The following is a 17,298-nucleotide window of genomic DNA, read 5'->3' as shown; positions in this document are numbered from 1 at the left end:
GGACAGGTAGGGGGCTGCTCTACGGCTGGCAGAGAGGGAAAGGCAGCCGCTAATGCGTGATGAAGCCCGTTACGTCTGGGCGACGCCGGCTCGAAATGGCTGGTTATGCGGAAGTCGAGGTGCCGTTTGCTGCAACACCCCACCCCGTGCGTGAGGATTATCTCTTCTTCGCGCTGCCGCGCACCTGCTCCGCGGGGTACTTCGTCGCGTTCTTCTCCAGCTTGTGCAGTGCCGCCTCGCGCAGGTCCACGCCCAGCCGGTCGGACAGGCGCACCAGATAGAGCAGGCAGTCGGCCAGTTCCTCGCTGACGGCCTGCTGCGTTTCCGGCGTCAGATCGGCCGACTGCGCTTCAGTCAGCCACTGGAAGTGTTCCATCAGTTCGGCGACCTCGACCATCAGCGCCATGCTCAGGTTCTTGGGCGAGTGGAATTGCTCCCAGTCGCGTTCCGCGGCGAAGGCGCGCAGCCTGTCGCGCAGCAACAGCAGGTCGGACTCGCCGGTCACCATGCGCCGCTGCGGTATTTACGCAGAATGGTCCAGATCTCCTGCGCATTGCCGTCCTTGAAATGTTCCTGCTCGCCGGCGAAATAGTAGTTCGTGCCGTCGCCATTCTTGATGTGCAGCAACGAGTCTGCCGCAGCGGGCGGCTCCTTCAGCGCGGCGGGCGAGCGGACCGCCTTGGGCGCGAGTTCGACGATGCGGAAGAAATCCTGGGGCGAAATCTTTTCACGGGCGGACGTGCCTTGCGTGCTGTCGCCGCTGAGGTTGCCCTGCTGGTCCAGCATGCGGTAGGCGTGGGGCACCGCAGGCATGCGGATGTCCACTTCGGCCCAGTTCGCCGGCGGCTTATTCAGCCCGCCGGCAAGCCCAGCCACGAGAGCCGCACCAATGAGGGTTGCATTCGATGCCATAAAGTCATTCTCCTGATTCAGCCGCGCGTTTCCATCCAGCGCAGCAGGTAGGCCCATTGTTCCAGTTCGCGCTCGGCCAGGTGCGCGGGCAGGTCGAACAGCGTCTTTCCCTCGAACGCCGCGTTGACGTATACCTGCGCCTCGCGCAGGTAGGCCAGCACCGGCAGCCCCAGCCCCTGGAGGAATTGCTCCAGCGTCAGCGCCGCGCGAGTGCGCGGGTCCATGCGCATGCCCACGACGCCGACGAAGGTCTTGCCCTTGCGCACCGACTTGTCCTCGCTCAGTAGTTGCAGGAAGTCGCGGCTGGCCTGGATGTCGAACAGCGATGGCGCGATGGGCACGATCACCTTGTCGACCAGGTGCAGCGCGTGCTCGAGGTTCTTGCCGTGCAGGCCCGCCGGAGAATCTATCACCAGCCAGTCCGCCCGCTTGTCCGATGCCGCGTGCTCATGCAGCATGGAAATGGGGGGGAGGTTGGCCGGACGGCTGGCGAGCCATTGCGTGGACGATTTCTGCCGGTCGAGGTCGAGCATCGCGACCCGCTTGCCCTGCGAAGCCAGATAGCCGGCGATGTTGGTCGACAGCGTGGACTTGCCGCTTCCGCCTTTCGGGTTGGCGATCAGGATGGATTGCATGGCGTTTCCCTGGAGTGTCTGAGCGGGTCGAACTATAGCAGGAAAGGAAAAAACGGCGTACCGGCGGGGCAACGCAGCGGGATGTGGGTGCTATGGCAGGGGGGACAAATAGGTCTCAGGGATATCGCTTATGCGGCGGTCGTGTTTTTTTACTGCCGGCGCCGGCACATAGTTCTTGATGAAGTACAACGGACGCCGCTTGCTTTCATCGAACATGCGGCCAAGGTACTCGCCTATTATTCCGAGGGTGATCAGTTGTATCCCGCCCAGAAACAGCATGGTCACGATCAGCGAAGGGTAGCCCGCAACCGCGTTGCCGTGCGCCAGCTTGTCATACGCCATGTAAAGGGCATAGACAAAAGCACAAAAGGCGACAAAGAAGCCCAGATAGGAAGCCAGGCGGAGCGGGGCGGTGGAGTGCGAGGTGATGCCTTCCAGAGCGAAATTCCACAAGCGCCAGTAATTCCACTTTGACTTTCCTGCGCTGCGCGGATCGCGCTTGTAGAGAACCTCCTTGCGCTCGAAGCCCACCCAGTTGAACAACCCCTTCATGAACCGGTGCTGCTCCTTCAGTTGCTTCAGGGAATCCACCGCGCGGCGGCTCAACAGGCGGTAGTCGCCGGTGTCGGGCGGGATATCGACATTGCTCAAGGCGTGAAGCAGCCGATAGAACAGGTGCGCCGTCGCCCGCTTCATGAGGCTCTCGCCATCGCGCGACGCCCTTTTGGCATAGACATCGTCGTAGCCGTCCCGCCAATGCCTGACGAGTTCATGGATCAATTCTGGCGGGTCTTGCAGGTCGGCATCGATGACCACCACGGCATCGCCAGAAGCGTGATCGATCCCCGCCGTCATGGCGATCTCCTTGCCGAAATTCCGGCTCAGGTCGACGATGGTCACCCGGGGATCGTTTCTTTGCAGGGCATGCAGGATGACGACGGTGGCGTCCCTGCTGCCGTCGTTGACGTAGATGATCTCGCTGTCGAGATCCAGCCCGCTCAGGGTCTGCGATAGTCTCCGGTGGAACTCAGGCAGGACTTCGGCCTCGTTGTAAGCAGGAACGATCACCGAAATGAGTGCAGTCGAAGGGACTGACGTCTCGAGCGAAAAAAAGGCGGGATCAGGCGTTTCCTGTTTCATCGGCGAATGTCCAGAAACGGTTTCCGAGGAAATTCCAGAACAGGACGATGCCGGTTGCGGCAACCTGCGCCAGGAAGTAATGCATGCCTGCAATCGTGACCAGTACGTACATGATCGCTGCATTCAGCATCATGCCCAGTCCTCCTATGGTGAGGAATTTAGACAGGGTCTCCGAATGCCTGCGCTGGCTGTGGAACACCCAGTGATGGCTGAGCAGGTAATTGACCAGGGCGCCGGCCACAGATCCGATAATCGAGGCGGCGACCGGATACATCGAAAGCGCTTCTACGAGAATGAACAGCAGCGCGTACTGGATGAGCGTGCCTGTAGCCCCGGCGGATGCGAATGAAATGAACTGAACAAGGAACCGTTCAGTTCGTGCGGCATAGATTCCATTTGCGTTATCCCTCATGTCAGGAAATGCTGCCCTCGGTTGGATTCGTGCCGATGGTAACGAGTCGAAAATGGGAAGGCTATTGGGGGAATACTGTAGTCTGAAGATGGATCATTCGGGGCGCGAGGTACGCGAGTTGACCTGAACGCGAGCTTGTTCCGGCCAGTACCGGTCCGGGAATTTTATTACTTAGGGCAGGTTTTCAATGCGGCAATGTACTCATCCGCATTTATTCTCCATTCTTGCCGGAGCCGCAGGAGCTTCAATTCAATTTCACGCCGCACCGTGGCGTCCATCATGGCGTTGCGCGAAAAGACCAGCCATGGATCCTCCCACAGTGCTACTTTGAAATCCTCACGGGAAAGCAGGCATTCGATCGAGGCGAGGTACTCTGCCGGCCGCATTTGCAGATGCGATGCAAGGGTGGCTGTTTCTCCGGGATCGGATGAGGAAATCTCTCTTGTAGGGCTCTCCAGCCTGAGGACGATCGCCTCTACTCCCTCCGGTTTTTTCGGGTAAGTATTAATTTGGCTGCGCTGGGAAAAATGCGCGCCGACGTTGCCTTGGACGGAAGCGGAAGCGTTGCCCAGTGCCGCCCGGATTGCGGCGGGTGCCGGATCGGGAACAACCGGGAAGCGGGCGGGGGCCCAGAAGTTGACCGCGCCTGCGATGGGCAGGGGAGCCAGAGCATAGCCCATGACCAGGCTGGAGACGAGAGCCAGCCCGCTGATCTGTGCGTTGGACAGCCATTCCCACTGCCGCGAGATGCACCGGGCGCTATAGGCCGCAGCTATGGTGAGTACGGGCACCAGCGTTACGCTGTGGTAGGCGAACACGCTCCTGGGCATCGGGTTGGACGAAAGCAGGTTGGCCGCGAGATCCGGAAGCGCAGGCAGCAGGTAAACAGTTGCCGCGAGGGGGAACCCGAAAAAGGGCAAGAGCAACAAGGTCAGGTAAGTCCAGCCCAATCGATCGAACAATACCGCCTGAGCGATCGACCAGGGATGGTGCAGCAAATTGGACGTCATATCGCCAGCAGATTTTCCCAGCCATCCATAGCGGCTGAGGTGTCCCAATTCGCTGGCAAACATCACATGGGAGCCGGTGGGTGAGAGCGCTGGCATGATCACTCCCAGCACCAGCGCGGTATGCGTTATGCCCACCAGAACAAGGCCGACAGCAATTTTCCACTGTCGGTTGCGCAACCACCAGAGAAGTCCAAAGGCGGTAACCGTCAGTCCAAACTGCTCCTGAATCAACAACAGCGGCAGGCAAGAAACGAACAACAGGCGGCGATCCATTTTTTCGACGGACAGCAAGGCAAGTGCAATGAGGGGCACGGCCAGAGAGACGGGGTGAAAATCCCATGCCGCTGCGTTCAATAAGAACGGGTTGGCCAGATAGGCGACTACCCATAACAGCCCCGCCGTTTCGGACCGGCAGATGCGGCTTGCGAGCAGAAAGATCGGCCACGCCGCAAGTGAAAGCGCGAGCGCTTGGGCGAGCGTGAACCATTCTGGATAGGGGGCGATGGCATAGAGAGGGACAAACAGCAGGATCACGGGATTGAAATGAAAACCGAGCCAGTTGATCGGTTGATCGAGCTGGCTGGTGTTAAGCAGGAACTGGCCGTGCATCGTTCCCCACACCGCCTGGTCGAATACCCCGAGGTCGTTGATGGATGTGATGTAGCCCCAGTGGCGGGACAGGCCGAGAAATAGTGCGAGCAGGAAATATAGCGATATGACAGCCAGGGCCAGCCACTGCCGGCGGGTCGCGGGCAAACGGCTCAAGGCATTTCTTCCTTTTTACGCGCCGTATTCCTGACGTGGACCACGACGACTTTGTCTGCATGCAGGCGGCTCCATTCCGGCAGCTGATCCAGCAAAGCCACCGCGGCAGTATCTGGAGGCAGAAGCGTCCATTCGATGCGGTACTTCTGCAGTAGTTTTTGCAGGCCGTCCGAGGTCGTCAGGTTGATAGATTCGAAATACGTCTTCATGAACTCGTCGCCATACATATCCGCACGTCCGTCAATGAAGGGCGGGATGCCGGCATAGATGAGATATCCGCCAAAACTATATTCGTTCAGCACAGGCCCGGTCAGGTTCGCGTTTCGCACTGCCTGAAGTGCACCGGCAGGCGAGATGTCTTCTTTCGGAATCGCCGCACTCTGTTGTACGGACAATGGCGTGATCAGCAGCAGTCCCATCATCGTCAGAGTCGTTGCGCGGCGGCTCGCTACTTTGGCCAATTCATGGAACATTCGATCCACGTTCGCGAGCTGACGTCCCGTGGCGGCCCGTTCCTGCCATTGCCTGGCGAACGGTGCCGACACAAATAATGGGACCAGCAAGCCGATCAGCTCGACATTGCGCATGTGTTTCAGTGCAAGGTGAACCAGCGCCAGCAACAGCAACAGCCGGAGGGCCGGCAACCGGAGGCCTTGGTGGAAAGCCACGGCAAGACCGGCCAGCAGCCAGATCTCCAGGGGCTGGACACGGTGAAAGCTCGGCGATTGCCATTCAGAAATGTGATCGAGGGCATAGCTTCCGCTCAGAAGCTGTCCAGTGAACAGGATGCCCTTGATTCCGTGGGGCGTGAGCAGCGCGCTTATCAGGGAAAGACCGACAAAGAGAGACCAGGATTTTGCAGCCTTGAAGGTTTCATTCTTCTGCCGCGCATTGAGGACACCCTCCACCGCGAAGAACAGTGCAAGTGCAAGCCCGAGGGTGAACCCGCCGTGGAGATTGGCCCACAGGGTCATGACGGGCAGCAGCCAGAGGCTGGGTGCGCGTCCTTGTTCTGCGCCGCGTACCAGTTGGGCTGCCCACAGGACCAGTAGCGGCATGGCGAGCGCATGGGGGCGGGCCAGCAAGTGCGGCGCCGTCATCATCACGGCCAGGGCCGCGAATATCAATGCGTGAACGGGTTCAAAGTCCTTCAGCAGGAAGCGCGTCAGGATCGCCATGGTGCCAGCAAAGGCGGCGGCCGTCAACGCGATCACTCCCGCCCAACTGAAGGCTTGATAGGCGAGGGCCATGATCACTTCGGAAAGCCATTCGTGCGCCGTCCATGGCGCCCCCCGCATGGTGTGGGAGAAAGGGTCGTAAGCGGGTATGACCGCATGCTCGATGATCCATCGGCCGGCGCCGATGTGCCAATAGGAGTCCCCATCTCCCAGCAGCAGGTTTCCATAGGCCAATAAGCCCAGATAGGTCAACGCGCCGATGATGAGCGGCCATGACAGGCCTGAGTATCTGCTGGTGCAGGGAATTGCGGAGGAAGCTGGAGATGCCATCTGTATTGACAATTGTGATAGCTGCTGGACGACTCGAATCTACTCCAGGCTTTGTACGTCGAGCCATACGGTCAATTACTGATTTTCTTCGCGCTCCCCGGTGCTCAGTTCAAGGCCGCCTTGAATTACGTATTTGACAGTATTGTCCCGGCCGCACCTGAAGCCTAAATTCCACACCGAAGTCTGCAGCACAGGGGTTGTGGTGACGTGTAGTTCGGACAGCTGCTCAAGGTGTCATGTGTCACAGCACACGATGTCGTTGAGGGCGGCGGTCAGGGGTGACTTTAACAGGTACTTAACTAAGGAGATCGTGATGAAGAATTTTTTCTCGCCGTTGACAAATTTTATCCGTGAAGAAGAAGGCGCGACTGCCGTGGAATACGGCATCTTGGTGGCGGCCATTGCCGCGGTGATCGTTATCGTCACTCTGATTGTCGGTGCCCAGGTTGAGAACGCGTTCAACAGGGTCTGCCAGGCACTTGGCGGCATTAACGGCGCAAAAGCTTGCTCGTAGCTGCAAGACAGTGCTGTATCTGTTTCGCGAGCGGGCCACATTCGGCCTGCTTGCGCAACAGTCAGAGTGCGCGGACAAGCGATGCGGATGATTTTCGCTATAGGGCTTAATCTGGTGAGGGACCTGTGATGAAAAACTTTCTATCGTCTGTGGCGAATTTTGTAGCTGAAGAAGAAGCCGCGACTGCAGTGGAGTATGCCATCCTGGTAGCAGCCATCGCTACGGTGATCGTTGTCATCACTCTGATTGTCGGCGCTCAGGTGGAGAACTCCTTCAATCGGCTTTGTAAGTTGCTGGGCGGTATCAATGGCGCAAAAGCCTGCTGAACACGGATGTTTCATGAATTCACGATGATCATCGCGCAGGATTTTGTTTCGGGATTGACCGGTTACTTTGAAGAGGTGTGATCGCTTATGACTCCTCGCATGGCTGCGCTTATTGCCTTGTTGCCGATGGCATTGCTGTTGCTCGCAGCGGTCCGTGAGGATGTGCGGAGTCACCGTATCCCCAATCCCATCGTTTTCTGGGGGGCGGGTCTGGGCCTCCTGCTGAACGTCTTTATGCCTGAGGGTTCCGGTTTCGCTGCGACGCATATTCCGGGCGGGGCGGGGATCCTGAATGCCATTGAGGGCGGCGCGATCGGACTGGCGGCTCTGCTGCCGATGTACCTGCTCCGTGCGATGGGGGCGGGTGACGTCAAGCTGATGGCCATGGTGGGCTTGTTTCTGGGGCCGGTGGACGCGCTTGGTGCCACCCTCGCCACTTTTCTCGCGGGCGGGGTCTTGTCGCTTGGCTATGCGTGGAAAGTCGGGGTGTTGCGGCGAACGCTGCAAAACGTTCGCGTAGTTTTATGTTCCGGCGCGGTGAGGATAGCCGGGGGCAGTGTCCCCACGCTTGAAGACGCGCCGGTAACGGCAGGCAAATTCCCTTACGCCGTGGCGATTGCTGCGGGAACCTTGGGGTATCTCGCCTGGAAGGCTGCATGGAAGAGCGGTTGGACATGAGTGTTGGCGAGAGACATGGAGTTTAGCCGGGCATAGTTTTCAGTGAGACGACCACCTACGTTAAAGGGGAAGGCAGATGAAAAATCCTAGAGCCATAGTGATGATTGTGATCTCCGTGATCATCGGGTTGGCCGCTGTGATCCTGGCATCGCGCTGGGTTGCGCAGCAGGCGGAAGTGTCGACCAGCCAGGTGGTGGTCGCGAAGACGGACATCGAGCTGGGGGCACGACTGACCCCCGACATGCTGTCGGTGCAGAATTGGCCGGAGGGCAGCATCCCGCAGGGGACGATCCTGGCCAAGGACAGGGACTCGCTGCTCAAGGATCCCAAAACGAATGAGGGTCGTGTCGTCAGGGGGAGCATCCTCAAGGGCGAACCGATCATGGAATCCAAGCTCGCTCCCGCCGGTGCGCAGCCGGGGCTGTCATTCGCCATCAAGGAAGGCAAACGAGCCATCACGGTGCGCGTCAATGACGTGGTCGGCGTGGCGGGGTTCGCTCTGCCCGGCAACTATGTGGATATTCTGGTCAACACCACGGACGAGTCCGCCCGTGCGATGGGCGAGAACAAGAGCATATCCAAGATCGTACTCGAACACATTCTTCTTCTGGCAGTGGCGCAGGAAACAGGTCAGGGCGAGGGTAAACCCAAAGTCGTGAATGCCGTCACTCTCGAGGTCACTCCGGAACAGGCGGAAAAAATCGACCTGGCTCGCAGTGTGGGCAGCCTTTCCCTGGTGCTGAGGAACCAGCTCGATAACACGCAAATATCAACCGCGGGCGTTTACAAGAAGGACCTGCTGAAGAGCGCCCCCGAGTCCGAGGTCAAGCCCGTTGAGACCAAGCCAGCCGAGACCAAGCCCTCTGTCAAGACAGCGACGACCTCCCGCAAACCGCGGGTGAAATCGGGACCGCCCAAGGCAAAGGTCGAGGTCATCCGGGGAGATACCAAGAGTGTCGAGGAATTCGATATTCCGGCGGGAGAGAAGTGATGCCGGCAGCCGAGTATTCCGGTGTCGCAGTGGCATGGCAGCGGAGCCGGGTGGAATGGGGCGAATGTTGTTCAGCATTTCGTGGTTGGGCCCATGCAGCAATCGCTAATGCATCGGGGGTGACAATGATTACGCGCAATGACAGAGAGGAAACGATGATGAACGAGCACAAGATCATGTGGCGATATGGTGGCAAGCTTCTTGCCGCGGCTCTGGGGATTGCGCTGATTGCCGCGCCTTTGCAGGCCGCGGAAGTCCCCAGGACTGCGCCGGCCAAGGTGACTCCCAATCCTGTTCCTCAGGCGACGGAGATCGCGCCCTATCTGGAACTTGCCGTGGGCCAATCCCACCTGATCCGGCTGCCTGAAAAAACCAGGCTGGATAAGGTGTCGGTAGACGACCCGAAAGTGGTGCAGGTCAGGGTGACCAGTCTCAGGGAGCTTGTGCTGAATGGCAGGTCGCCCGGTTCGACGGTCGTGATGCTAAAGGACAAATCCGGACAGACTACCGTGATGGACGTGACCGTGGTGGGCGGGGCGGTTGGGAAAGCCACCGGTGGGTTGCAGGGAAAATTGCAGCAACTGCTACCCGGTGAGCGGAACATCCGCGTGGCCTCGGCGGCCGACACGGTGGTGTTGACCGGTACCGCATCCGATGCGGTCAAGGTGGACCGGGCCGTTGCGCTGGCCGAAGCCTATAGCGGCAAGAAGGTCCTTAATTTTCTCCAGGTCGGGGCTCCCCAGCAGGTGATGCTGGAGGTGAAAGTGGCGGAAGTGGACAAGACGCTGACGGATGCATTGGGTTCCAGGTTCACCGGGGCATTGGGCGGATTTAACGGCAACATGACCTATTCTCTCCTGGCGAACTTTTTGACAGGAACAACCAACGCCACACCCAACGCCGCCTCCATCACTCTCGGCAATGCCCAGAAATCGCTGACCCTGGACGGCGCAAAACAGGACGGATTGGTGAAGATATTGGCCGAGCCGAACATCATGGCTATGAGCGGGCAGGAAGGTTCGTTTCTTGCCGGCGGCAGCATTTACATCCCGGTGCCGCAGGTCGGCGTAGGGGGATCCACCATTACCCTCGAGCAAAAAGACTTCGGGGTCGCGCTCAAATTCACGCCGACGGTGCTGGAAGACGGACGCATCAATCTCAAGGTGGCGCCGGAAGTCTCCGAGCTGGGGAGAAATATCACTGTCGGCACGCAGCTCCTGCCCACGATCACAACCCGTCGCTCCGCCACTACCGTGCAGTTGAATGACGGCCAGAGCTTTGCCATCGGCGGCCTGATCAAGAGCAATGTCACGGCAACCGTCACGGCATTCCCGGGCCTGGGCGAACTGCCGGTGATCGGCGCATTGTTCCGCAGCACCAGTTTCGTGCACGACCGTAGCGAACTGGTGTTCGTCATTACGCCGCGCTTGGTGAAACCGTTGCCGCCTGATTATGTCCTGCCGACGGATAACTATATCCAGCCCTCGCGTGCCGAGTACCTGCTGGAGGGCAAGCTCGAAGGCTCGCCAAAGGCTGAGTCTCAGTCTCAGGCTGCTCCCGCTGCACCCGCGGAACAGGCTCCTGCCTCCGGTGGCTTTCAGATGAAATAACGTCTGCCGCTGAGATAACCAGGGCTTGTCCGGTTACGGACACAGGAGTTGCATCAGGGGCTGCCCCTTGCCTCTCTCTCGCTGCGTGATGGCTAGGGGGGACGGACCAGAGGTTTCACGAATAAGGAGACGATCATGAAAAGCGAATGGATCAAAGGAATGAGCGCCGGGTTGCTGGCAGTGGCTGTTTTGGCCGGCTGCACCGCCACAACCACCCCTCGCCTGGACGAAAAATTCGGCGAGGCCGCGAACATGGCCAAGGCCCAGCAGGTCATCAATCCCGACGCATCCCAGAACAGAAATCCGGTGACGGGCATCGACGGCCAAGCGGCAAACTCCAGCATAGACAATTACCACAAGGCCTACGAAACGCCTGCTGCGGCGCCGAGCGGCGGCATCGGCATAATGAACGTCGGAACGACCCTGAAGTAAGCACAGGCTGAGCCGAAAGGGAAGCCAATGAAAATCGGAGCCAACTTGAAAAAACGGCAGAGCGGCGCAGTCGCCGTCGTCGTTGGCATCGGTTTGGCATTGTTCATCGGCTTCCTCGCCCTGGTGATCGACCTGGGGCATCTCTATCTCGCCAGGACTGGGCAGCAGAACGCGGCGGATGCGGCGGCGCTGAGCGGGGCGAAAGAGCTGAACGGGACCGAGGGCGGTATCGACAGGGCGGTAGTCTGGGCACAGAAACTGACGGCCAATGGCAACGATAACTCCATTCAGCGCAACAGGTTCATGGGCGCTCTCGGCTGGGAAGAGGTCGCCTTGCCGTCCGGCAACATCCACTTCAGCGCGGCTCCTTACTCATCGGTCTGGAAGACGGTGGCTGAAGCGAAGGTGCAGCCCGCTGGGCTGTATTTCATCAAGGTGGATACCGAAACCGGCGCCATGGGAACCTGGTTCGCAGGGATCTGGAACCTCCTTAACGTCAGCACTTATGGCAGTGCCGTGGCGGGACGATTCATGAACAACATCGCTCCCCTTGGACTCTGTGCCTTGGATCCGCAACATCCTGAAAAATGGGTTCAGTTCGAAACTGGCGGGGGCAAATACGAGACAGAATACGGTTACATGCGGGGCGTCAATTATAATTTCGGGGTCATCAACGGGACTCTGGCCGGGCTGGGGCCGGGAACCGAGTTATATCTGCACCCCACGGCGAGTACCCAAGAAGGCTGCGAAGAGAACGAGGGGAGCGCGGACTTTGCTGCGCCTTTCCTGTGCACGGGAAAATCCATTATCTCGGGAACGACGGGGAGCACGGTGTGGACCAATACGGGGCTGGCAGCTGGAAAATCTCTTGGAGCGCTGAACACGCGCTTCGATCAATATGGTTCTCCCCTCGATAGTTCCCTGGACCGTGACACCTGCCCGCCGGATGCAAACATCAGGCAGTACACTCCGGGTTCCGGGAATGGGGGCTCCAACAACTGGATGGGGCCCCTGCCGAAGCAAGCATCGGCTTTTCTGCTGGATGGTTGGCTGTCGGGACCGTCCGGAACCAATGTCACACGGGTTGCCCCGCTGCCAACCAGCGTACTCAACACTAATTTGAGCGGCGGCGGTTGCGCCGGGAACTGTGACGACAATTACGGCGTGCTCTGGTCTTATAACAGGACTGCCGTCAGCGGTGTTCCCCCTGCGAGCAGCGTTCCTGAGACCTGGTCGCAACTCTATCCTTCCGGGGTCTCATCCGTTCCCGCAACACCCGGACCGACCTATACGGGGGATGCGAATCTATGGGCGGCGGGGAAGTCTCCCTATTCCTATGGACTGCAGAGTCTTGACGCCAAATATTACAGAGAGCCGGTACAAAATGGCCAGGAAGGCAGGCGCCTTCTGAACGTGGTGTTGGTGGATTGCACTACTCCAGCGGCCGGAGGGATTTGCCGTCCCATGACGGTACTCAGGGTAGGCAAGTTTTTCATGCAACGGACGGCTACCAACGCAGATGGCATCACCGGTGAATTTGCCGGCCTGCTTTCAGATGCAGAGTTGTCACCAACCATACGCCTTTATCGCTGAGCAGAAAACATGAACAAGACCAAGCTTACAAGATGGGGAAGATCGGAGCGCGGTGCGGCGGCAGTGGAGTTCGCACTCGTATTGCCTGTCCTGCTGCTGGTCGTCGGTGGCGCCATCGAGTTCGGGCGCGCCTTCTGGTTTTACGACAGCCTTGCCAAGGTCACGCGCGATGCGGCCAGGTACCTGACGATGGTGAAATGCAATGCCGGTGAATCAGCAAGCGATTGCAATGTCAGGCTGGTTAACGTGGTTGCCAATGCCAAGGGTATGGTGACAACGGCTGCTACGGCAGCAGGCTTGTCGGATTTTGATGACACGAAAGTCGAGGTGCGTTGTGACGGCTCGCTTTGCTCGGCCCCTGCTGCGGTGTTGGGTTCGACCTATGTGACCGTCGCTGTCGTCGATTACGGCATCAGGCTGGGCGAATGGTTGCCGATCGGCTATCTCGGCGAGGCTGCTGGCTACAATCTCGGCATCCAGCCCTACACCACCATGCGTTACATGGGGGGCTGACCGTGAGCATTTTCGTGAGAGCTTCCGGAAGAAAACAGCGCGGTGCGGCCGCGGTCGAGTTCGCGCTCATCGCCGTGTTCTTCTTCGCAGTGCTGTTCGGGATCGTGGAATTCGGCCGCGGACTCTATCTGTGGAACTCAGTCCAGGAAGTGACCCGCTATGTCGCCAGGGAGGCGGTGGTCTGCTGGCGGGAGGATTGGAACACCATGAGGGATGCACGGGGGATGATGGGCTTGCCGGTGCTGCCGGCAGCTCCTGAATTCACCAGCGCCAACATCACCATAGAGCCATTGCGCCGGGCAGACATGGCGGTACTGACTGGTGCGAATCTGCCGGACAACGTAGATGAAAATGCGAGCAACTGCATCATACCTGATGCCGTTGGCACGCCTCGGAATTGCATCGGTTATGTCCGGGTGAGGGTCAATGCCAGTTTCACTCCCCTGATCGGAACGCTGGTCTGGTTCCCCTTGCCGAGCATCCCGCTTCCGCTCTCGACCGTGGTCATGCCGGCCGAAAGCCTGGGCTTCATGCGAGGTGGGTGTGCGGCATGAGTGCCGTACAAAACTTGATGCGCAGAGAAACCGATAAAGGAAGACAAGGAAAATCGTGAAAATCGCCGCCATATCGCCGAACAAAAAACATATGGAGAGCATTCTCCATATCCTTCAGGAAGCGGGGCACCCCCATGCTGTTCTATTGTTCGAGGGTGGCAAGGAGCAACTTGGGGCGGTCGCCGACCAGGAGCAGCCCGACCTGATCGTCATCGAAAGCTCGGGCGACGGGCAGGATGCAATCACGGCTTTGGAAAGCGTCAGTCAGCGTCATCCCGGCATGAGATTCATCATGCTGTGCGAGAAGGTTTCGGCGGAGAACGTGATCCAGGCGATGCGCCTGGGGGTGCGCGATGTGTTGCCGCTCCCGGTTGCTCCCCAGGCGCTGATAGACGCGGTGGCGCGTATCGAACAGAAGCTGGTGCGCGCGGAGAAGCCGCAGCACAAAGGCAAGGTGCTGGCCTTCCTTGCCTGCAAAGGCGGCAGCGGCGCCACTTTTCTGGCCTCCAATCTGGGCTATGTGCTGGCTGCCGAGTACGGCAAGCGGGTGGTGCTGATCGATCTGAACCTGCAATTCGGCGATGCCTCGCTGTTCGTTTCCGATCGTGCTCCGGTCACCACTCTGGCGGATGTGTCCCATGAGATTTTGCGTCTCGATGCGTCCCTTCTCGCATCCAGCCTGATGCAGGTGTTGCCGAATTATGGCGTGCTGGCGGCCCCGGAAAACCCCGCCAAGGCGGCGGATGTGGTACCGGCGCATATCGAAGTGCTGCTGCGTCTGGCGGTGGGTGAATACGACTACGTGATTCTGGACGTAGGGCGCAATCTGGATGCGGTGAGCATCAAGGCTCTGGATTATGCGGACATGATCTTCCCGGTGATGCAGGAAACGCTGCCATTCATCCGGGACGCCAAGCGTTTGATCTCCACCCTGCAATCCCTGGATTACGGTATGGACAAGATCCATCTGATCCTCAACCGTTACGAAAAGGGAGGCGATGTCCAGTTGGGGGATGTGGAGCGCACCCTGAATATGAAGGTGATGATCATTTTTCCCAACAGCTATGCGTCAGTCTCGGCATCGGTCAATCAGGGCGTGCCGATCCTGAAAATGGACAAAAGCGATCCGGTTACAAAAAACCTGCTCAAGCTCGGGCATGACCTTGAGCATGGCGAAACCCGGGAACACGGTTGGTTGGGCCATTTGCTTGGCCGTGCATGAGAGGTTGGTTTACCGGGCAAGTGCATTTGTAGTGCAGACGGCGAATAAATGAGGCGTTGCCGGGACTTTGAGTGATGGAATTAACCGCCGCAGGCCGGATCGATGCGTCGGAAATTACACTGGGAGCTGAATCATGTCATTACGAGACAGGCTGGAAAACATTAAACATGACGTTACGCAGTCGCCGGTGGCGACGCCACAGGCGATAGCAGCTGAAAACCGCTCCTACCAGGAACTGAAATCCCGCATCCATCAGAAACTGCTGGACCGCGTCGATCTGGCGCTCATGGAAAGCTTGCCGCGGGAGCTGCTTCAGGAAGAGCTCAAGGTGCTGGTGGAGCGTCTGCTCTCGGAAGAGACCTTGGCGATCAACGAAGCCGAGCGCAAGAGCCTGGTGCGGGACATCCAGCATGAGGTGCTGGGATTGGGGCCGATCGAGACCTTGCTGGCGGACTCGACCCTTTCCGACATTCTCGTCAACACCCATCGTCAGGTGTATGTGGAGCGTGCGGGCAAGCTGGAACTGACCGACGTGCGCTTCGAGAGCGATGCCCACCTGATGAAGATCATCGACAAGATCGTGTCGGGCATCGGCCGGCGCGTCGACGAATCCAGCCCGATGGTGGATGCGCGGCTGCCGGACGGCTCGCGGGTGAATGCGATCATCCCGCCGCTGGCGATAGACGGGCCTATCCTGTCTATCCGCCGCTTTGCCGTCACGCCGCTGGCTATGGACGACATCATCCGCGGCAAGAGCCTGACGCCGGAGATGGCGCAAATCATCGGGGGCCTGATCAAGGCGAAAGTGAACGTATTGATTTCCGGCGGCACGGGAACCGGCAAGACTACCCTGCTGAACATCCTATCCGGTTTTATCCCCCATTCCGAACGCATCATCACCATCGAGGACGCGGCAGAACTGCAGTTGCAGCAGCCCCATGTAGTGCGTCTGGAGACGCGGCCACCCAACATCGAGGGCAAGGGCGAGGTACCCCAGCGGTTGCTGGTGATAAACAGCCTGCGCATGCGCCCGGATCGCATCATCCTCGGGGAGGTGCGCGGCGCCGAGGCCTTTGACATGCTCCAGGCGATGAATACCGGTCACGAAGGTTCGCTGACTACGGTCCATGCCAACACTCCGCGCGATGCGCTGACCCGCCTGGAGAACATGATCGGGATGACAGGATTGAATCTGCCGCCCAAGGCCATGCGCCAGCAGATCAGTTCGGCGCTTACCGCGGTGATCCATGTGTCCCGCCTGACCGATGGCAAGCGCAAGGTCACCAGCATCGAGGAGATCACCGGGATGGAGGGCGAAATCATCACCATGCAGCAGATATTCGCCTTCGAGCAAACCGGCGTGGCCGAGGATGGGACGGTGCTGGGGCATTTCCGCGCCACCGGCATCCGTCCCAAGTTCACCGATCGTTTGATCACTCGCGGCATCAAGATCTCAGACGAGATCTTCGATCCCACCAAGCTGTACGAATAGGAGCGTAGCGTGGACTATATCTACTATCTGTTTGTCGTCCTCGCCTTCATCGCGGTGGTGCTGTTCCTGGAAGGGGCCTATCTTGCCTGGAACGCCTACAAAGGACCCGAGGCGAAGCGGATCGAGCGGCGCTTGCGCGCCATGTCTGCCGAAGCTCATGAAGGTGAGAACCTGTCCATCGTCAAGAAACGCCTGCTTGCCGAAACGCCGGAACTGGATCGCCTGCTGCTGGAGATCCCGCGCATCCACCATCTGGACCGGCTGTTGCTGCAATCCGGTTTGACGCTGAACGTGGCCGGTTTTTTGCGCTTCACCTTCATGGGGGCGCTGGCGGGTTTCATTCTGGCAACCGTTTTTGGCTTGCCGCTGCTCGCGGTTATCGCGGCGACAGTGGCGGCGGGCGGCTTGCCCCTGTATTACGTGCTGAAGGCGAAGCACAAGCGTTTGGCTACCTTTGAGCAACAGCTGCCGGACGCGCTGGATCTGATGGGCCGCGCTTTGCGGGCCGGGCATGCCTTTCCAAGCGCGTTGAAGATGGTGGGCGACGAGATGCCGGAGCCCGTGGCGGGGGAATTCCGCACCACCTTCGACGAACTCAATTACGGCATCGGCCTCCAGGATGCGTTGCAGAATCTCGCCGTTCGCGCGCCCAGCGACGATCTGCGCTACTTCGTCATCGCGGTGCTGATCCAGCGCGAAACCGGGGGCAATCTGACGGAACTGCTGGATAGCATCAGCAAGCTGATCCGTGCGCGCCTGAATCTGATGGGAACCATTCAAGTGCTCTCCGCCGAGGGCCGTTTGTCCGCATGGATATTGGGAATATTACCGTTCGTGATGGCCTTTTACATGAACATGGCCAATCCCAAATTGATGAGCTTGTTGTGGACCGATCCGGTCGGTCTGAAATTGGTGTGGGGCATGCTGGTGATCATGCTCATCGGGGCTTATTGGATGCGGCGCGTAATCAGGATCCACGTATGAACTCGGT

Annotated in this window: 19 protein-coding genes; 12 read left to right on the top strand and 7 right to left on the bottom strand. The window is 59.1% G+C overall.

The annotated features are described in order from the left end of the window. Positions 1 to 157 precede the first annotated feature (157 nt). From FGKAn22_RS07620 to FGKAn22_RS07590, 7 genes are all read right to left on the bottom strand, one after another. Positions 158 to 508 (bottom strand): nucleotide pyrophosphohydrolase, encoded by a 351-nt coding sequence (locus tag FGKAn22_RS07620; protein ID WP_212785048.1) that lies wholly within the window; start codon positions 506 to 508, stop codon positions 158 to 160. After that, on the bottom strand, positions 502 to 912 hold the full coding sequence (locus FGKAn22_RS07615; protein WP_212785046.1) for a hypothetical protein: 411 nt from the start codon (positions 910 to 912) through the stop codon (positions 502 to 504). Before FGKAn22_RS07615 ends, FGKAn22_RS07620 begins: the two co-directional genes overlap by 7 nt. A 17-nt stretch (positions 913 to 929) precedes the next feature. After that, the gene (locus tag FGKAn22_RS07610; RefSeq protein WP_212785044.1) at positions 930 to 1,547 is read right to left on the bottom strand and encodes a ParA family protein; all 618 of its coding nucleotides are present in this window, start codon (positions 1,545 to 1,547) and stop codon (positions 930 to 932) included. 90 nt (positions 1,548 to 1,637) lie between these two features. Further along, positions 1,638 to 2,687, bottom strand: a complete 1,050-nt coding sequence (locus tag FGKAn22_RS07605) for a glycosyltransferase family 2 protein (RefSeq protein WP_212785042.1) — start codon at positions 2,685 to 2,687, stop codon at positions 1,638 to 1,640. Next, positions 2,668 to 3,099, bottom strand: coding sequence for a GtrA family protein (locus tag FGKAn22_RS07600; protein WP_212785041.1), 432 nt, complete (start codon positions 3,097 to 3,099; stop codon positions 2,668 to 2,670). The genes FGKAn22_RS07605 and FGKAn22_RS07600 overlap by 20 nt, the downstream gene beginning before the upstream one ends. A gap of 167 nt (positions 3,100 to 3,266) precedes the next feature. Continuing rightward, on the bottom strand, positions 3,267 to 4,874 hold the full coding sequence (locus FGKAn22_RS07595; protein WP_212785039.1) for a DUF2079 domain-containing protein: 1,608 nt from the start codon (positions 4,872 to 4,874) through the stop codon (positions 3,267 to 3,269). Then, positions 4,871 to 6,394: a hypothetical protein gene (locus FGKAn22_RS07590; protein WP_212785038.1), complete on the bottom strand. Its 1,524-nt coding sequence runs from the start codon at positions 6,392 to 6,394 to the stop codon at positions 4,871 to 4,873. The genes FGKAn22_RS07595 and FGKAn22_RS07590 overlap by 4 nt, the downstream gene beginning before the upstream one ends. A gap of 301 nt (positions 6,395 to 6,695) precedes the next feature. On the opposite strand from FGKAn22_RS07590, the gene FGKAn22_RS07585 reads away from it, so the two are divergent. The 12 genes from FGKAn22_RS07585 to FGKAn22_RS07530 all read left to right on the top strand — a co-directional run bounded on the left by FGKAn22_RS07585 (position 6,696) and on the right by FGKAn22_RS07530 (position 17,291). After that, complete coding sequence (locus tag FGKAn22_RS07585; RefSeq protein WP_212785037.1) at positions 6,696 to 6,896, top strand: Flp family type IVb pilin; 201 nt, start codon at positions 6,696 to 6,698, stop codon at positions 6,894 to 6,896. A gap of 128 nt (positions 6,897 to 7,024) precedes the next feature. Further along, the gene (locus FGKAn22_RS07580; RefSeq protein WP_212785035.1) at positions 7,025 to 7,222 is read left to right on the top strand and encodes a Flp family type IVb pilin; all 198 of its coding nucleotides are present in this window, start codon (positions 7,025 to 7,027) and stop codon (positions 7,220 to 7,222) included. Positions 7,223 to 7,321: 99 nt separating this feature from the next. Beyond that, positions 7,322 to 7,900 carry an A24 family peptidase gene (locus FGKAn22_RS07575; RefSeq protein ID WP_212785033.1) on the top strand — a complete coding sequence of 193 codons (579 nt, stop codon included), beginning with the start codon at positions 7,322 to 7,324 and terminating at the stop codon, positions 7,898 to 7,900. Positions 7,901 to 7,976: 76 nt separating this feature from the next. Beyond that, positions 7,977 to 8,891: a Flp pilus assembly protein CpaB gene (gene cpaB / locus FGKAn22_RS07570; RefSeq protein ID WP_212785031.1), complete on the top strand. Its 915-nt coding sequence runs from the start codon at positions 7,977 to 7,979 to the stop codon at positions 8,889 to 8,891. 125 nt (positions 8,892 to 9,016) lie between these two features. Continuing rightward, positions 9,017 to 10,501, top strand: a complete 1,485-nt coding sequence (locus tag FGKAn22_RS07565) for a type II and III secretion system protein family protein (protein WP_212785029.1) — start codon at positions 9,017 to 9,019, stop codon at positions 10,499 to 10,501. A gap of 135 nt (positions 10,502 to 10,636) precedes the next feature. After that, the gene (locus tag FGKAn22_RS07560; protein WP_212785027.1) at positions 10,637 to 10,933 is read left to right on the top strand and encodes a hypothetical protein; all 297 of its coding nucleotides are present in this window, start codon (positions 10,637 to 10,639) and stop codon (positions 10,931 to 10,933) included. A 27-nt stretch (positions 10,934 to 10,960) separates the two neighbouring features. Further along, positions 10,961 to 12,526, top strand: coding sequence for a pilus assembly protein TadG-related protein (locus FGKAn22_RS07555; RefSeq protein WP_212785025.1), 1,566 nt, complete (start codon positions 10,961 to 10,963; stop codon positions 12,524 to 12,526). A 9-nt stretch (positions 12,527 to 12,535) separates the two neighbouring features. Then, positions 12,536 to 13,039, top strand: a complete 504-nt coding sequence (locus tag FGKAn22_RS07550; RefSeq protein WP_212785023.1) for a TadE/TadG family type IV pilus assembly protein — start codon at positions 12,536 to 12,538, stop codon at positions 13,037 to 13,039. 2 nt (positions 13,040 to 13,041) lie between these two features. Continuing rightward, a complete protein-coding gene (locus FGKAn22_RS07545) occupies positions 13,042 to 13,593 on the top strand; it encodes a TadE/TadG family type IV pilus assembly protein (RefSeq protein WP_246487364.1) in 552 nt (183 codons plus the stop codon). 91 nt (positions 13,594 to 13,684) lie between these two features. Then, positions 13,685 to 14,815, top strand: coding sequence for a CpaE/TadZ family protein (locus tag FGKAn22_RS07540; protein WP_246487363.1), 1,131 nt, complete (start codon positions 13,685 to 13,687; stop codon positions 14,813 to 14,815). A gap of 133 nt (positions 14,816 to 14,948) precedes the next feature. Further along, on the top strand, positions 14,949 to 16,307 hold the full coding sequence (locus tag FGKAn22_RS07535) for a TadA family conjugal transfer-associated ATPase (RefSeq protein ID WP_212785017.1): 1,359 nt from the start codon (positions 14,949 to 14,951) through the stop codon (positions 16,305 to 16,307). A gap of 9 nt (positions 16,308 to 16,316) precedes the next feature. Beyond that, positions 16,317 to 17,291, top strand: a complete 975-nt coding sequence (locus FGKAn22_RS07530; protein ID WP_212785015.1) for a type II secretion system F family protein — start codon at positions 16,317 to 16,319, stop codon at positions 17,289 to 17,291. The last annotated feature ends 7 nt before the right edge of the window (positions 17,292 to 17,298 follow it).

This window comes from Ferrigenium kumadai, assembly GCF_018324385.1.
Lineage (GTDB): Bacteria > Pseudomonadota > Gammaproteobacteria > Burkholderiales > Gallionellaceae > Gallionella > Gallionella kumadai.
Note: the sequence above shows the minus strand (reverse complement) of the source record. Positions and strands in the feature narration are given on the sequence as shown.